Here is a 16,310-nt window from a genome sequence, read left to right as displayed (position 1 = left end):
TTTATGCCTCCGCGTGCTGTTTGCTTTTCTTCTTCACTGGCTCAGCCGTGTGGAAGATAATCTTCTCGCTCTTCTCGTCCACATCCACCGTCACAGCCGCGCCGTCTTTGAACTTGTTGCCGAGCAACTCCATCGAAAGCGGACTCTCCACATTCTTTTGGATCGCGCGTCGCAACGGGCGGGCGCCGAACGCGGGATCGTAACCTTCCTTTGCGAGCCACTTGCGCGCCGCGTCGGTGAGTTGCACAGTGATGTTGTGTTCGTTCAAGCGGTCTTGCACTTCTTTCATTTGCAGGATGACGATCTCTTCCATTTGTTCGAGAGTCAGCGGCGAGAACATGATGATCTCGTCGATGCGGTTCAAGAACTCAGGACGGAACGCGCCTTTCAACGCTTTCTCGATCTTGTCGTGCTGGTCGCGTTCCTCGTCGGTGGCTTTGGATTGTAAAAAGCCGAGGGTGCCGCCTTTTCTCACGTATTCGGTACCCAGATTCGAGGTCATGATGAGAACCGTGTTGCGGAAGTCCACCACATTGCCTTGACCATCCGTCAGACGCCCGTCATCCAAAATTTGTAACAGCGCGTTCCACACTTCGGGATGCGCCTTCTCGATCTCATCGAACAAGACGACTCGATACGGGCGGCGGCGGACGGCTTCGGTGAGTTGACCGCCTTCCTCATAGCCGACGTATCCAGGCGGCGCGCCGAAGAGTCGACTCACGGTGTGCTGTTCGCGATACTCCGACATGTCAATGCGCACGAGCGCTTCTTCATCGTCGAACATGAACCACGCGAGGGCTTTGGCGAGTTCCGTTTTGCCGACACCCGATGGCCCGATGAAGATGAACGAACCGATCGGGCGCGACGGGTCTTTGAGTCCGCTTCGCGCGCGGCGGATCGCGTCGGAGATGGCGTGGATGGCTTCCTCCTGCCCGATGATGCGCTCATGCAATCGCGCTTCCATGTGCAGAAGTTTTTGCGATTCGGTTTCGAGCATTTGCGTGACGGGAATGCCCGTCCATTGATGCACCACGCTGGCGATGTCGTCCACATCCACCACTTCATCAAGCTGGTGTTCCGATTCCCACTTATCGCGCTTCTCTTGATACTCTTCTTCGATTCGCAATCGCTCCGATTTTTTCTGCGCGGCGCGTTCGTAATCGCGGTTCAAGCCAGACTGTTCCTCTTCGGCTTGCAATTTTTCGATTTCAGTCTTTTGCGCCTTAAGATCGGGCGGCATCGAATACAAAGCCACGCGCAATTTCGCGGCGGCTTCATCCATCAGGTCGATGGCTTTATCGGGCAGTTTTCGATCGGTCACGTAGCGGTCTGCCAAACGAGCCGCGGCAACCAACGCATCATCCGCAAAGCGGACTTTGTGATGCGCTTCGTAACGATCGCGCAAACCTTGAAGCATTTTGATCGTATCGTCCACGCTCGGCTCCTCCACATAGATCGGAGCGAAGCGGCGTTCGAGCGCGGCGTCTTTTTCGATGTACTTATGATATTCATCCAACGTCGTCGCGCCGATGGCTTGCAATTCGCCACGCGAAAGCGCGGGCTTGAGCATGTTAGACGCGTCCATCGCGCCTTGAGCCGCGCCCGCGCCGACGACCGTGTGCAGTTCGTCGATCATCATGATGATGTCGCCCTGCGCGCGCTGGACTTCCTCCATCACGGCTTTGAGTCGCTCTTCAAACTCGCCTCTAAATCGGGACCCTGCGATCATTGCGCCCAAGTCGAGCGCCACCACCCTTTTGCCGCTCAAAATCTCCGGCACATCGTTGTTCGCGATCTTCTGCGCGAGACCTTCCACGATGGCGGTCTTGCCCACGCCCGCTTCGCCGATCAACACGGGGTTGTTCTTCGTGCGGCGTGAAAGGATTTGAATAAGTCGCAAAATTTCATTATCGCGTCCGATGACGGGATCGAGTTTGCCTTCACGCGCCAATTGCGTGAGGTCGCGCGAGTATTTGTCCAATGTGCGATAGCGCGTCTCAGCCTGCGGGTCGGTGACGCGTTGTCCGCCGCGCAAATCCTGCACTGCGGCGTAGACGCGGTCGCGCGTGAGTCCCGCCGATTCCAAGATCCGCGCGGCGGGTGTGTTGCGCTCCGTCAGAATGGCGAGGAAGATATGTTCGGTGGAAATGTATTCGTCTTTGAGTCGGTTCGCTTCCTCGTTCGCAAGATCAATGATCCGCTTGACGCGCGGCGTGATAAAAATTTGTCCCGCGCCGCCGCCGAAGATGTTGGCTTTCGGGCTGGCGCGCAACGTCGCGTCGAGTCTCTCGGTCAACGCTTCGGGGCTGACGCTAAGTTTTTCTAAAATTTGGGGAATCACCCCGCCGGGCTGTTCGATCAACGCCAGCAGGATGTGTTCAGTATCAATTTGATTATGCCCATAGCGCTGGATGATCTCCGCGGCGCGTTGGGCGGCTTCTTGGGCTCTCTCGGTAAATCGGTCAAATCGCATCATGGGGTTTGTTCCTCCCGTAGTAACGACTTAAGTCGTTACTACGATATGCGGCGCATTATAACAAACACCGCATCGGCGGTCTGTCAATGCGGCGTAAGAGGAACGTTGGAATTCATGAAGTTATCTCCTCCTTGCATTGCAACAACGGTACTATAATTCCATGCATGACCACGATCACCCTCCCGGTCAAAGCCAAAGACCATCCGCACATGCGGCCGCTCAATATGTTGCGCGACCTCTCGAAGGTGGCAGACTTGATCGAGTTGTGCTTCTCGAGCGCGATGGACAACGATGGTCAGCGCTACGTGGACGATATGAGGAAAGCGGGCAGGGACGAAGGCTTTTTACGCTGGGCAAACCATGTGGCAGAGACCACCTCCATGCCGTTGATGGGTTACGTGTGGGAAGAGAATGACCGCATCGTAGGCAACGCCAGCCTCATCCCCTTCCGCGACAAGGGCAAACGCATTCATCTCATTGCCAACGTGGCGACGCATCCCGATCATCGCCGCCACGGCATTGCGCGCGCGCTCACCGAACGCGTGATGCGTCAAGCCCGCGAAAAAAATACCACCGCCCTCTGGCTTCACGTGCGCGAAGACAATCCCGGCGCGGTCAAACTGTACGAAGATTTGGGATTCCACGAAATCACCCGCCGAACCGCATGGACGGCGAACCCCGACTCAGCCCTCCTCGCAATCGATTCGGATGTTCGCATTGTTCCTCGGCGCGCCGATTTCTGGATTCAACAACAAAGCTGGCTTCGCCGCGTCTACCCCGACGTGATTGCCTGGTACCACCATTGGAGTTTCAACTCCCTTCGACCGGGTTTTTGGGCGTGGCTCTCCAACCTGTTCACGGATAGCGAGATCGCGCAATGGGCGGCGATACAAAACGGGGAATTGGCCGCAACGCTCTCGTCCGCTCCGCATGGGAGGCGGTCGGCTTCCCTGATTCTTGCCTCCGCTGGCGAATCAACCGCAAGGGAGGCGGAGGCGGTGAAGTCCCTGCTCATCCACGCCCGGCGGGCTCTGCGATATCACTCGTCCCTTTTACTCGATTTTCCCGGCGGCGAGTTGACCGACGCCATCGCCTCCGCAGGCTTCAAACCCCGCCGCACGTTAATTTGGATGCGCGCGGATGCAACCCGTCTGTGACTCTCTCGTATAAGAATTTGAAAAGAGGAGCGACTATGACAAAATTTATTGTGCGACTTTGCGTCAACGCGATCGCCCTGTACCTGGCGGCATTGCTTCTGCCGGGCATCGCGCTAAACGGCGAACCCATTTCCATTCTGTGGCTCGCGCTGATCTTTGGCTTGGTCAATGCGTTGTTTAGACCGTTGCTCAAGTTCCTCACCTGTCCGCTCATCATCCTCACGCTGGGACTGTTCACCTTGGTGATCAATACCTTCCTGTTCTGGCTCACAAGCGTGATCGGGCAATCGTTCGGCATCATGCTGTCGATCAGCGACCCCGTTTGGTGGAACGCCTTTCTCGGCGGGTTGGTGGTCAGCGTGGTGAGCGTGGTATTGACGTTGATCCTGAAGGATGAGTTGAAGGGTAAAAAAGCATAGTTCGCGCGAGACTCAAAAAAAACTCCGGGCGACCAGCCCGGAGTTTTTCGTTTAAATTGCTGCGTGTGGCGCGGATATCGGGGGCATACCCCTGCTCGCAAGGTGAACCTTGCGTCACTTACGCGCTCATCCGTAAAAAGGCGCGACAGCCTTCAATATCTCGCGGAATAGATTCAGGTTGTTCAACATCAATCCCGTTAAGAAGATCAAGAGAATGAATTGCGCCCATTTCTTTTCTGACAATCCCTCGTATGATATGCCGAAGAAAAACACAAGCGCGTACGTCCAATCCGGGGAGTAGAGCATGAAGTCGTCGCCGTAGTTCATGTGCAAGGTAAAGTTGAATAGCAGGTTGAGCAACAATGCCATTGACAAGGCAAACGCCTTGGGTGAGTTATAAAATTTTTGCAGAAAAAACCATCCCGCTGGCGCAAGCATGATCAGCCAGGCAAACACGAGCGCCCTGCCAAAACCCGCATAGGAACTGATGTGATAGGTCCCGCCCTTGTCGAAATAATAGACCATCGAGCACGGAAAGTTACAGCCGGTCTCCTCCAGCAAGATCAACGGCTGGGGCGCCACGAGGCTGAACATCAACATCGACCGCGCCAGCGCGTTGGCGCGTCCGCTCACGCTGTGGGGTTGCGCCTTGAAGAGGTCGAAGCGGTAATTTTCTTCTTGAGAATATGAGGAGGGGAGATAGAACGGGTCGCTGGATGGATAGAGCGCGTCTTGAACGAACGCGAGAGATACGGCAAGAAGCAGAACGATCAGAACATAATGGACGATGGCTTTGATCCGCGGGGTTGAGACGAAAAAAAGAATGCACGTTTGGATAAAATTCGTCATGGTGATGCCAAAGGATAGAAGCCCGGCAGGCGCAAGACGCGCCGGCGTTTTTTCTTCCCGTTGGAGCAAAAGCAAAAAGACGATCAATGCCGCCGCCGAAAACATGTACGACTCGAGAAAGACGCTCAGGATCAGATGCGAATTCGACAGGCCGAGCAAGCCCGCGATCAAAAGGGCGTAGGTTGAGTTGCTTGTCCGTTGGTTGAAGAATTTCCATGCGAGAAAGATGCACGCCCCGCCCAGCATCGAATTGAACAGGAGCGCCGCGTAGAATGTGTTGCCGTTTAGGACCAACGAAAACAGCCAGACTGGCGGACGAAAGATGAGAAAGGCGAGAGGGTGAACGGGCCGCATGACCGTCACATCATCCAAATTGGCTGTCAGGCGGTTCATCCAGTCTCCGGGGTCGGTGTCAAAGTAATTATCCGAGTATATAAATTCAGGATGACTGAATGTGGTTGCCAGGGCGAATGTGGCGGCGGCGATGGCTGACGCAAGAAATAAACCCGGCAGATTTTGAGACAACCATGCCGCAAAACGCGACTCGCGCCAACGACTCTCGCCTTGCTTTTGAAAGAGAAAAACCATCCCCGCCTTGGCGGCAATGGTCAAACCCAAAAACGCGGGGATGCGGCTTGGCTCAAGAAAAAAGAGTTCGCGCAAAAATAATTGTGGATAGTGAGACAGGAGTTGCATGGTGAGACCCAGGAAGACCACGCCCGCCGCCAACGCCAGCAGTCCAATCATCTCCTGCACCTTCCACAGAGCGACCATGCGCGCTTTGACGAGTTCAAAAAAATAGGCGCAGAGGATGTTGAGAAGAATTGTTAGCAGAATGAACCCCCAGAGCGATGGATAAAAGTGATGGAAAAAGCCTGCGGCAAAAAACGAAACGATCCCGCCTAACAATAAAGTTGCGACCTCCCAGCCTCTTATGCCGATCTTCATCAGGAAAAATTTTCGCGCGCCGAATCCATCAGCCCCGGCAACCCGCCGGCTGATTTTGCCGTTCGCGCCGCGCGGAGGATCGCCTCTGCCATCGCCTCGGCGGCGAACGCGCCAATCATGGAGACATCCGCTTGCTTTGTTCCCGTAGATAATGCAAAGATCGTGTCGCCGTCGAGCATGGTGTGCGCGGGTCGGATGGCTCGCGCGAGACCATCGTGCGCCATTTGCGCCACTTTGGTAGCCTGCGCTTTGGTCAAGCTTGCATTCGTCGCCACAACGCCGATGACCGTGTTGCCGCGCGATGCGAAACCGAGGATGCCGCGACCGATGGTTGTTTTCATCATTGCGAGCGTGTCGGCAAATGGATGCGTTTTCCCCACACGCAAGGGACCAACCCTGCCCGAACGAAGCCCCGCGATGATTTGCCCGGTGCGCGGATCGATCACATCGCCAATCGCGTTGACAGCGACCAGCGCGCCGACGATCACGCCCCCTCCCACGTGGAGGCTGGCTGTGCCCACCCCGGCTTTCATCGCCAGTGACGCGCCGAACATCTTGCCAACCGACGCGCCCGCGCCGACCCCGACGTTTCCCTCCGCAGGAGCGGCGGACGAGGCTCGGGATGCGGCGAGGTATCCCATGGCCGAATCGGGCCGAACGTCGGCGCGACCGAGGTTCAAGTCGTAGAGAATCGCCGCAGGGACGATGGGCACTTTCGCCGCGCCGGTGTTGAATCCGATTTTCTTTTCCTCGAGATATTTCATCACGCCGCTTGCCGCGTCGAGACCGAATGCCGAGCCGCCAGCCAATACAATGGCGTGAACTTTTTGCACGAGATTCATTGGATTCAATAGATCGGTTTCGCGCGTGCCGGGTCCGCCGCCGCGCACGTCCACGCCCGCCACCGCGCCTTTGCGGCAGAGGATGGCTGTGCACCCGGTGAGCGCGTCATCATCCTGCGCGTGCCCTACCTCGATGCCGCGCGCGTCGGTGATGGCGTTGTTGAGTTTCATTCTCGGATATGGAAAAAGTTTAGCCACAGAGCGCGTAGAGTTCTCTGAGTTTTTCTCAAACTCTCTGCGGTCTCTGTGGCTATGGGTTACTTCAGGTCGCGAATCAATTGCATGAACTCGCGCCACTCTTCCTCAAAAAAATGCACGGTGACGTTGTTCAACTCGATGTGATAGGTGGTTTCGCCGTCGGGCTCTTCGGCGCGCCATGCCATGAAGTTATCGGTTTCGGCGAGCGTTTCGGTTTGAGGTTCGCCGTGGTGGTTGTTGTTCATTGTTTTGCTCCTTGGGGATTTCGATCATCGGGACTTCTTGCGGTCCGAATTTCGATTTGAAAAATTTGGTAACGCGGCCGATCAGGTCTGGCTCCGTATCTTTTTGTTTGTCGTCTTCCGCCGGGAATGGGTCGAGGTCGAACATCTTGCGCGTGATGTATCTGCCCAGTAGCATGACTGTGGCAAGCAACGGCGCGGCGATCACCACGCCGATGATCCCCAGCAGGTTGGCGAAGATCAGCGCGGTGACCAACACCGCGGCGGGGTGCACCTTGAGCGCCCGCGCCATGATGCGCGGCGTGATGAGATTGTCGATGATATTGTCTATGGCTGAGGTGACAACAAGCACGATGACGGTATACCAGAGCGGCTCCAACCCAAAGGGTTTGGCAAGCTGGAAGTACGTGACCAGGGCGATGGTTGTGGAGGTGATGAGCGGTCCGATGTAGGGCAGGAACTTTGCCAGCCCCGCCATGAATGCCAACCCGATGGCGTACTTCACGCCCAGGATCGAGAAGAGGATGGTAAATACCACCGCGGCAAGCGCGAAGATGAAGAACTGCCCGCGCAGGAAGGCGTTCCAGATGCGGCTAAGTTCACTGCCCAGCCGGCGGAAATCCTCGTTGTAGCCGGGCACATCCACTTTGATCAAGTCGCTTTGCAAGCCGCTGGATTCCGCCATCACAAAATAGGAAACCAGCAGGATGAAGAACGTCCAGCCCAAGATCCCCGCCGCGCCGCCCGCGATTGTGCCTAGCAGGTTACCCGTTTGCCCGAGAAGCGGTTGCACGTAGGCAAGCAACCGCTGGCTGATGTCTTGCAAATCGACAGTGTGCATATCCAATTTGAATGGACCGATCTCAAAGACTCGCCCGGAAAGATCGCTGATGAAGCCGGGCAGATTCGCGAGGATATCCTGCACCGATGCGACCAGGCTTTGGATTTGCCCCACCAGCCCCACGCCGCCCAGCGTGAGCAGGCTTACGAGGAGGATCAGGAGCGCAAGAAACAGAAGGTTCACAGACGCCTTCCACGAAATGCGCAGGTTTTTTGAAATGAAGGAGGTGATCGGGTGCAGGAGATACGCAAAAATAAAGATGATCAGCAACGGCGTGATCAAGTTGGAGAAACGGGTGATCAAAAAGGTCACAATGCCGAGGATCACCAGCCCAGCCAGTAATTTTGTGGTTGACCCCCAGCGCGGGGAGGATGCAGAGTCTTGTGCCATGAGTTGTTCTCCAAGTGGATGCCCCTATTCTAGCCAAGAGAAGATGCTTTGGCAACGGTAAAAAAAGACTTCGGATGCCTGTTAGACATCCGAAGTCTCTATGGGTTTTACAATGGTTTTGGCTTAGCACCCGCCCAGGAACGGCAGGAAGGTGCACCACAGGAAGTTGGCATCGATATACCAAAGGATGCCGCCGCACACGCAAATCACCATCAATGCGCCGACGGCGATGATGATCGGGGTCAAGTTGGTTTTCTTCGCCGGCGCGGGCTCCATGACCGGGCTGGCTGGCACGTTCCCCGCGTATTGCGCGGGCGGAGGAGGCGGCGTCACCGGTCGTGACGCCGAAGGAACCGCCGCGGCGCGCGGAGAAGCAATCGTAGCGGCAGGATCGAACGTGGATGATTCAAACACCAACACGATCTGCTCGCCGAACGAAACCACCTCGCCCGCCTTCAACACGCGCGGACCCGCCAACCGCTGACCGTTCACAAACGTCCCGTTGGTCGAGCCGAGATCCTCCAACACGAATTTGCCGCCTTGAAACGTCAGGCGCGCATGACGGCGCGACACTTCCGCGTCGTTGATCGTGACCTCGTTGGTCGAATCGCGCCCGATGGTGAGTTGATCGCCCTCGAGGGCAAACACCGCGCCGGGGGTGGGACCTGTCCGCATGATGAGTTGGTACTGAGCCATGAGTTTTTCTCCTCGCTTCCGAAGTGTACAAGGTTCAAGAAAAAAAGTCAAACCCTGTTTATTAAAGCGTTATACTTGGAACAGGACGAATTGTATGCCAACAAGTTACCCTCGAGGCAGAAAATAACGGACGTGAAATGAACGAACGCAAATTGCCCATCCCTGAATTTTTCGATGCCGATAAAGTGGACACAGTTTGGAGAATTCCCTACGAAGAACGCGCCAAGCAAGCGCGGGACTGGGCGCGTCTGCACGCCCTTACATCTGCTTCAGTTTCCTCGACGCGTACTCACCTTCTGCTGATCGACGCGCAAAACACCTTCTGCATCCCCGAGTTCGAACTCTACGTCGGCGGTCGCAGTGGGCGCGGCGCCGTGGACGATAACATTCGCTTGTGCGAATTCATCTATCGCAACCTCGCGAACATCACCCACATCACCGCCACCATGGACACGCACCAGACGATGCAAATTTTTCACGCGATCTTTTTCGTGGATTCAGATGGCAATCACCCCACCCCGTACAGCGACATTCATGTCGCCAAACTACGCGATGGTACATGGAAATTCAACCCCGCCCTCGCCGATGAATTCAACCTCGCCCCCGAATACGGACAGCAAATGTTGATCCACTACGCCGAAGAGTTGGAGAAGAAAGGCAAATACGCGCTTACCGTCTGGCCCTATCACGCCATGCTCGGTGGAATCGGTCACGCGCTGGTCTCGTCTGTTGAAGAGGCATTGTTCTTCCATTCGATTGCGCGCAACACGCAATATGAAATCGCGATGAAGGGCGATAAACCCTTCACCGAAAACTACTCCGCGATCGGTCCCGAAGTGCTGACGGGTCCCATGGGCGAGACTCTTGGCACGCATAACCCAAAATTTATCCAGCAACTTCAACAAGTGGATAAACTCATCATCGCGGGTCAAGCCAAGAGTCACTGCGTCGCATGGACGGTGCAAGACCTGCTCAACGACATCCAAGCCACGGACTCATCCCTTGCGAAGAAAGTCTATCTGCTCGAAGATTGCTCCTCGCCCGTCGTCGTCCCCAACGTGGTAGACCACACCAACGCGGCAGACGCGGCATACGCGCGTTTTGCTGAGGCAGGCATGAACGTTGTGAAGTCGGTGGATGAGTTCTTGTCGTAAACAAGGAAACAAGTAGACAGGTAAGCACGTAGTAACTTGTAACCCACATCAGCCTCCAATCTCCAGTCTCTAATCTCAATCCTCCAATTCTCTAATTCTCCCAATTCTCCACCCCTCCTCAATTACCACTTACCAATTACTCCCCTCCCCCCATGACCATCTTCAACCTCTCCCGCCTCACCAACGACACCTTCAAACTCGATATCGAACGCATGCGCCGCGGCTGGTACTCGGACAAATATTTCGAGAACATCGGGCGGATGCTCACCGCGCTCGCCTCAGAAAAATATATCTATTCCGGTCAAAAGCATAATTTGCCTGTCGATGTTTCCGCGAAGAACATCGAAGTTGGCGACATCGAAGTGGAGATGCAATGGTTCACGCGCCGACTTGGCAACACGATCGTTGTCGGCATTGATAAATCGCTGGCGATGCTCCGTCATTGTACGGGGTATTGGGATGGCGATACTTTTGTAGACACGTCAGACAAACTCGAAGTGTGGGCGGTCCACGATGGGACGGTGGTCAAATCGGATGGCAACCCGTTGAACGCGGAGCCTGTTATCAAGGTGCGCGGGCGGTATCGCGATTTCGCGTTGCTTGAAACGCCGTCGCTGGGCGTGTTGACTCGTTCGAGTCGCGTGGCAACCAATGTCTACGAAACGCTGACCGCCGCGCGCGGCAAGCCAGTCCTATTTTTCCCTGCGCGGTTCGATCTGCACGAAGTCCAAGCCGCGGATGGATACGCCTACAATATCGCCATCAAACGCTTCAATGCAGATCACTCGCACGAGATCAGTTCATATGTTTCGACCGACGCGCAAGGCGATTGGTGGGGCGGCGCGGGCGGCGGAACGGTCGCGCACGCGGCGATCGCATCCTTCCTCGGCGACACAGCGGAAGCGATGATGCAATTCTCGCGCATCCTGCCTGCTGGCATCCCGCGCATTGCGCTGGTGGACTTCAACAACGATTCGGTGGGCGATACTCAGCGTGTGATGGAAAAAATGTTTGCGAAGTATAAAGAGTTGTGCGACCTCGGCGATGAAGCGGAAGCCTCGAAATATATTTTGTACGGAGTCCGTTTGGACACGAGTGGAACTTTGCGCGATGTGTCTGTCGAACCGCTGGGCGACCCCGCGCTCGATCTGGGAGTGAACCCGCGGCTGGTGTTCAACGTCCGTCAGGGGTTGGATTCGGCTTGGGAAAACTGGAGCATACCCCCCGTCTGGAAAGACGCGGCGCGTGAGTATTGTCGCAATGTCAAGATCGTCGTCTCGGGCGGGTTCGCTCCCGAGAAGATCCGCAAGTTCGAGAAGTTGGGAGTCCCTGCCGATATTTACGCGGTGGGTTCGTGGCTATTCAACAACAACGGCGGCACCGTGACGGATTTCACCGCCGACGTGGTGCGCGTGAAACTTCACGGCGAATGGGTGGACATGGCAAAGATCGGGCGAAGACCTTTGGCGAATGAAAATTTGGAACGCGTATGGTGAGGGGAATTTATTCTGCGAACATTTCAGCCAAAAGCGCAAGGACTTCTTTTTGTGTCGTTGTGCTAATCTGTCCCAGGCGCTTCACGAGACGAACTTTATCCACCGTGCGAATCTGGTCGAGAACGATCTGACCTCGCTTGCCTTGAAATGCGCATGCGACTCGAGTGGGGTATGCGTGACCGCGCGTTGTCATCGGCGCGATAATCACCGTGGAAATGTGCTCGTTCATTTCATTGGGTGAAACGATCAGGCAGGGGCGAGTCTTTTTGATCTCCCTGCCTTTGGTGGGGTCGAGACTGACAAGATAGACTTCGAATCGTTTGACTACCATACCCATTCGCTTCTATCCCACTTTGTTTGCGTCGGTTTATCGAGCAACTGATCGTCGCCTTGTTCCGCCATGGCGCGGAATTGCTCAGCCCAGCCGTTGCGCGGACGCGAAATAGAACGAATGACGATCGTCCCTCGTTGGACGGCGATCTCTACTTCGTTGCCGAGGCGCGTTTGATCGATGAAGGGTTTGGGGATGCGAACACCGCGCGAATTGCCGATCTTCACTACCTGGGTTCTAATGGAGTTCATAACTGCCTTTCCTGTTGTGTAAGCACATTGTACTTACGGAACGGAAATCGGTCAAATGCGAGAACGGGGAAATGGAACCTGCGTTTTTTACAAAGATTTTACAGCGGGGTAATTGCCTTTTCAAGGAATCCCTTTACACTTGGCGCAAGGAGTTGATATGACCCTCACCCGCCGCGATTTTCTCAAAATGTCTGGCATGTTCGCCGCATGGACCGCGCTCGCCTCCTGCGCGCCGAACGAGATGATGACGCACACACCGACAGCCGCGCCTGTCGGGACTGCGTTCCCAACCCTGCCGCCTCAACCGCTCGATGATGAAGCCTTGCTCGTTCACACGTTGAAGCGAATGACATTTGGCGCCACGCCCGCGATGATCGAGAAAGCGAAACGCATCGGACTCTCCGCATTCATCGAAGAACAACTTTTCCCCGAATCGATTCCCGATGACGCGACCGATAAGATGATGGATCAGTTCACCACATTCAGCATGACTCCTGCTGAGCGATTCAGATTGGAGAAAAAAGGCTTGCCCGTGCAGGAGTTGATCACAGCAACTCTGCTCCGCCAGCGATACAGCGAACGTCAACTCTTTGAAACGATGGTGGATTTTTGGGGAAATCACTTCAGCATCTACATTGCGAAGAACGCATGTAAAACTTTAAAGACCGATGACGACCTCAAGACCATCCGCCCGAACGCGTTTGCAAAATTCAGTGACCTGTTACACGCTTCCGCGCATAGCCCCGCCATGTTGGTCTTTCTCGATCAGGCGACCAGCATCGGCACAGCGCCGAATGAAAATTATGCGCGCGAGTTAATGGAATTACACAGCATCGGTGTGGACTCGGGATACTCGCATCATGATGTCGAAGAGGTGGCGCGCGCCCTCACAGGCTGGACGGTGGTTAGTCCGCGCGATCGAAAAAAGGAACCTGGCACGTACTTCTTCAATCCTGAGATTCACAACAGTGGAGAAAAACATGTTCTCGGCATGATGATCTCCTCTGGCGGCGAAGACGAGGGCATGATGATCCTCGATATGCTGGCGAGTCATCCCAGCGCGGCGAAGTTCATCAGCCATAAACTGGCGGTGCGATTCATTTCCGATTCACCCTCACCTGAAGTTGTGGACTCGCTCGCGCAAGTCTTTACCCAAACTGACGGTGATGTCCGTTCGCTTCTGCGCGCGATCGTTCAATCCGATTCGTTCAAGTCATCGGCGGGACAAAAATTCAAGAAGCCGTTGGACTTCTTCATTTCGACTTTGCGGCTCACCGATGCAACTCTGACAGTCAACGGGCGCAATGGACGCAAGATTCAAGAACATCTGCGCCTGCTCGGGCAGGTTCCGTTCACGTGGTCGCCGCCCAACGGTTTCCCCGACAACGAAGAATATTGGTCAACAACGAGCGGCTTGCTCGACCGTTGGAACTTCGGCTTGCTCCTCACCTCGAATCAGATCCGCGGCATGGAAGTGGACTTGAAAAATTTGACCCGCGACGCCGCCTCTGCCGAAGATGTTGTTGACGTGTTGAGCCTGCAATTCCTCGGTCAACGTTTGCCCGATAATGCCCGCGCGATTCTTGTTGACTTCGCATCTTCGGGTGATCTCGATAAAGATATTCCCTCCATCGCGGGCTTGATCCTCGGCTCGCCGCATTTTCAGATGAGGTAAGTGATGTTATGCAGTAGCAAACCATCCACGAATACTCACGAATAAACGAATAGGCGCGTCGCCATTCGAGAATTCGTGGCTTTATTCGTGGACGGTAGTCACTCTCACAAAAAATATTTCACGATCAGGAGCGTTCTTGCGTAACATCAGATGAGATAACTCACCTTGCGGAGAAATCGTGAGACCCCAAAGGGGTCAAATGATTATAGTAATGAAGGATGTATCACATTCAACCCCGAAGGGGTGTCAGTGCGTCAAAGAAATGTCATCTGTCGCCACGGCGCCACGCGACGCTTCGGGATTTGAATCCACAATCGCTATTTTCTATAACATTGCCATCCCTTCGGGATTAGAACGGGCATGTATTGAGGTAAGTTGGTCGTGCAAAGATCAGCCATAGAGGACACCGAGAGCATTGAGTTCCAAATTCTTTTCTCAGAGAACTCTGTGGCTAAGAATCACACAAAGGACAACGAATGAACACACAAATTTCACGCAGAGATTTCCTCAAACTCGCTGGCAGTTTCGCGGTCGCGCCCGCGCTCCCCGCATGGATGCCGCGCATGGCGTTCGCGCCGCAAGGCGTCCAGCCTGCTGGCGACATCCTCGTCGTCGTTTTCCAACGCGGCGGCATGGACGGCATCAGCGCGGTCATCCCGCACGGCGACCCGCATTATTACGAGAATCGTTCCGCGCTCGCGATCCCCGAACCCGAAGATGGAAGCGACAAAACTGGAATTGACCTCGATGGATTTTTCGGACTGCATCCCTCGCTTCGTCCGCTCAAAGATCTTTGGGATGAAAAGACGCTCGCCCTCGTCCATGCGGTTGGTTCGCCCGACCCGACTCACTCTCACTTCGACGCCATGGACTACATGGAGCGCGGCACGCCAGGCGAGAAATCAATTCCCACAGGCTGGATCGGTCGCCACTTGCAGACAGCCCCCTGGCAGAATGAATCGCCCTTCCGCGCGATCGGCATGGGAGGCGTGATGCAAGCCGCCCTGCGCGGACCGATCCCCGTCACGACTCTCAAATCCATTTCGGATTTTCACTTGCAGGGTGATGTTTCTCAACTGACGGAGATCCGCGCAAGACTCGAGTCGTTATATAACCTTGGCTCGTCGCTGGATGGGGACGCGGTGGAAACTTTTAACGCGGTGAACATTCTCGACAAGATTGACGTAAACAATTACACGCCTTCGGGCGGGGCGGCATACCCCGAAACGGAATTCGGCATGGCGATGAAACAAGTCGCGCAAATTGCCAAAGCCGAGATCGGACTCGAAGTCGCGTGCGTGGACATCGGCGGCTGGGACACGCACAACCAGCAGGGACAACTCGAAGGCGAATTGCCCACGTTGCTCAACGAATTTTCATCGGGCTTGGCTTCGCTGTATCACGATCTCGGCGATAGGGCAAAGAACGTGACCATCGTGACGATGTCTGAGTTTGGGCGGCGCGTGAAAGAAAACGCCTCCGACGGCACCGATCACGGACACGGCAACTGCATGTTCGTCCTCGGCGGCGGCGTGAACGGCGGAAAAGTTTATGGTCAATGGCCTGGTCTCGCGCCAGAGAATCTGTATGAAGGCATAGACCTCAACATCACCACCGATTACCGCGATGTGTTGGGAGAAGTTGTCGAAAAACGATTGAAGAATCCCGCGCTGGTTGATGTGTTCCCCATGTATACTGATTGGAAGAATCTTGGGGTCGTGCAGGGATAACAAGAGCATCTTTCACCGCCAAGTTCGCCAAGCACGCAAAGATTTAAAAAGTTCTTCTTGGCGAACTTCGCGCGCTTAGCGGTTAAAGAACTTACTTTTCATCATCCAAACCTCCCCGTCACGTAATCCTCCGTCTTCTTCTGCTTCGGCGCGGTGAAGAGTAATCGTGTGGTTGTCGTAAGAGAACGCGCCCTACACAGAATACGAGGTTATTTTCTCAAAGTTCATCAGGAGAGAGGGGAGAGGGATTTGAGTACCTCACCCCCGATTCCCTTGAGCAATCGGCTCATCCGTTAGCCTCTCTCTCAAGGGAGTTCAGGGTGGCGAGTCCTTTTCTGCGTGATGACGATGATGAATTTCCAAGTCAACGGTTTGTTTGAGGATGGTTTTTAGCTTCTCCCCCTGGAGGAGACGGAGGAGGGTTTTGAGACCTCACCCCGATTCGCTTGAATAATCGGCGCGCCCTTTTCCCCCTTCGAGCAGCGCTCTAAGAAATTATCTCAAAAGGCATTCTGAGCCAATCTGCGAAACCAAAGCATAGCGCAGGCAAACTGAAGCAGGGCGAGATAGTTTTTCGCTTTCTTTTCGTAACGGATCAACAAGCCGCGACACTTG

General features: G+C 55.1%; 14 protein-coding genes. 6 read left to right on the top strand and 8 right to left on the bottom strand.

Annotation, left to right across the window (positions count from 1 at the left end):
* Position 1 precedes the first annotated feature (1 nt).
* Entirely contained in the window at positions 2 to 2,473 is a 2,472-nt protein-coding gene (locus AC16KF_RS03190; protein ID WP_484035869.1) for an ATP-dependent Clp protease ATP-binding subunit, read from the bottom strand.
* A gap of 167 nt (positions 2,474 to 2,640) precedes the next feature.
* Between AC16KF_RS03190 and AC16KF_RS03185 the strand changes: the two genes are divergently transcribed.
* A complete protein-coding gene (locus tag AC16KF_RS03185) occupies positions 2,641 to 3,633 on the top strand; it encodes a GNAT family N-acetyltransferase (RefSeq protein ID WP_484035845.1) in 993 nt (330 codons plus the stop codon).
* A gap of 35 nt (positions 3,634 to 3,668) precedes the next feature.
* Positions 3,669 to 4,052 (top strand): phage holin family protein, encoded by a 384-nt coding sequence (locus AC16KF_RS03180; RefSeq protein WP_484035844.1) that lies wholly within the window; start codon positions 3,669 to 3,671, stop codon positions 4,050 to 4,052.
* 126 nt (positions 4,053 to 4,178) lie between these two features.
* Here the strand turns inward: AC16KF_RS03180 and AC16KF_RS03175 are convergent, their stop codons facing one another.
* From AC16KF_RS03175 to AC16KF_RS03155, 5 genes are all read right to left on the bottom strand, one after another.
* On the bottom strand, positions 4,179 to 5,849 hold the full coding sequence (locus AC16KF_RS03175) for a hypothetical protein (protein ID WP_484035843.1): 1,671 nt from the start codon (positions 5,847 to 5,849) through the stop codon (positions 4,179 to 4,181).
* The gene (locus tag AC16KF_RS03170) at positions 5,849 to 6,862 is read right to left on the bottom strand and encodes a P1 family peptidase (RefSeq protein ID WP_484035842.1); all 1,014 of its coding nucleotides are present in this window, start codon (positions 6,860 to 6,862) and stop codon (positions 5,849 to 5,851) included. The genes AC16KF_RS03175 and AC16KF_RS03170 overlap by 1 nt, the downstream gene beginning before the upstream one ends.
* Positions 6,863 to 6,948: 86 nt before the next feature.
* Positions 6,949 to 7,134 carry a hypothetical protein gene (locus AC16KF_RS03165; protein ID WP_484035841.1) on the bottom strand — a complete coding sequence of 62 codons (186 nt, stop codon included), beginning with the start codon at positions 7,132 to 7,134 and terminating at the stop codon, positions 6,949 to 6,951.
* Positions 7,079 to 8,362, bottom strand: a complete 1,284-nt coding sequence (locus tag AC16KF_RS03160) for an AI-2E family transporter (protein ID WP_484035840.1) — start codon at positions 8,360 to 8,362, stop codon at positions 7,079 to 7,081. The genes AC16KF_RS03165 and AC16KF_RS03160 overlap by 56 nt, the downstream gene beginning before the upstream one ends.
* Positions 8,363 to 8,485: 123 nt before the next feature.
* The gene (locus tag AC16KF_RS03155; protein WP_484035839.1) at positions 8,486 to 9,058 is read right to left on the bottom strand and encodes an FHA domain-containing protein; all 573 of its coding nucleotides are present in this window, start codon (positions 9,056 to 9,058) and stop codon (positions 8,486 to 8,488) included.
* A gap of 137 nt (positions 9,059 to 9,195) precedes the next feature.
* Here AC16KF_RS03155 and AC16KF_RS03150 point away from each other — a divergent pair, with 137 nt between their 5' ends.
* Positions 9,196 to 10,212: a cysteine hydrolase family protein gene (locus tag AC16KF_RS03150; RefSeq protein WP_484035838.1), complete on the top strand. Its 1,017-nt coding sequence runs from the start codon at positions 9,196 to 9,198 to the stop codon at positions 10,210 to 10,212.
* Positions 10,213 to 10,364: 152 nt separating this feature from the next.
* Complete coding sequence (locus tag AC16KF_RS03145) at positions 10,365 to 11,708, top strand: nicotinate phosphoribosyltransferase (protein WP_484035837.1); 1,344 nt, start codon at positions 10,365 to 10,367, stop codon at positions 11,706 to 11,708.
* A gap of 7 nt (positions 11,709 to 11,715) precedes the next feature.
* Here the strand turns inward: AC16KF_RS03145 and AC16KF_RS03140 are convergent, their stop codons facing one another.
* Positions 11,716 to 12,045: a type II toxin-antitoxin system PemK/MazF family toxin gene (locus tag AC16KF_RS03140; protein ID WP_484035836.1), complete on the bottom strand. Its 330-nt coding sequence runs from the start codon at positions 12,043 to 12,045 to the stop codon at positions 11,716 to 11,718.
* Positions 12,033 to 12,290, bottom strand: a complete 258-nt coding sequence (locus AC16KF_RS03135) for an AbrB/MazE/SpoVT family DNA-binding domain-containing protein (protein WP_484035835.1) — start codon at positions 12,288 to 12,290, stop codon at positions 12,033 to 12,035. Before AC16KF_RS03135 ends, AC16KF_RS03140 begins: the two co-directional genes overlap by 13 nt.
* 157 nt (positions 12,291 to 12,447) lie before the next feature.
* Here AC16KF_RS03135 and AC16KF_RS03130 point away from each other — a divergent pair, with 157 nt between their 5' ends.
* Positions 12,448 to 13,965, top strand: a complete 1,518-nt coding sequence (locus AC16KF_RS03130) for a DUF1800 family protein (RefSeq protein WP_484035834.1) — start codon at positions 12,448 to 12,450, stop codon at positions 13,963 to 13,965.
* Between the two features lie 476 nt (positions 13,966 to 14,441).
* Positions 14,442 to 15,695, top strand: coding sequence for a DUF1501 domain-containing protein (locus AC16KF_RS03125; RefSeq protein WP_484035833.1), 1,254 nt, complete (start codon positions 14,442 to 14,444; stop codon positions 15,693 to 15,695).
* The last annotated feature ends 615 nt before the right edge of the window (positions 15,696 to 16,310 follow it).

The organism is Candidatus Defluviilinea gracilis (assembly GCF_057138825.1).
The sequence above is the reverse complement of the archived record's forward strand: the minus strand, read 5'-3'. Positions and strand labels throughout refer to the sequence as shown.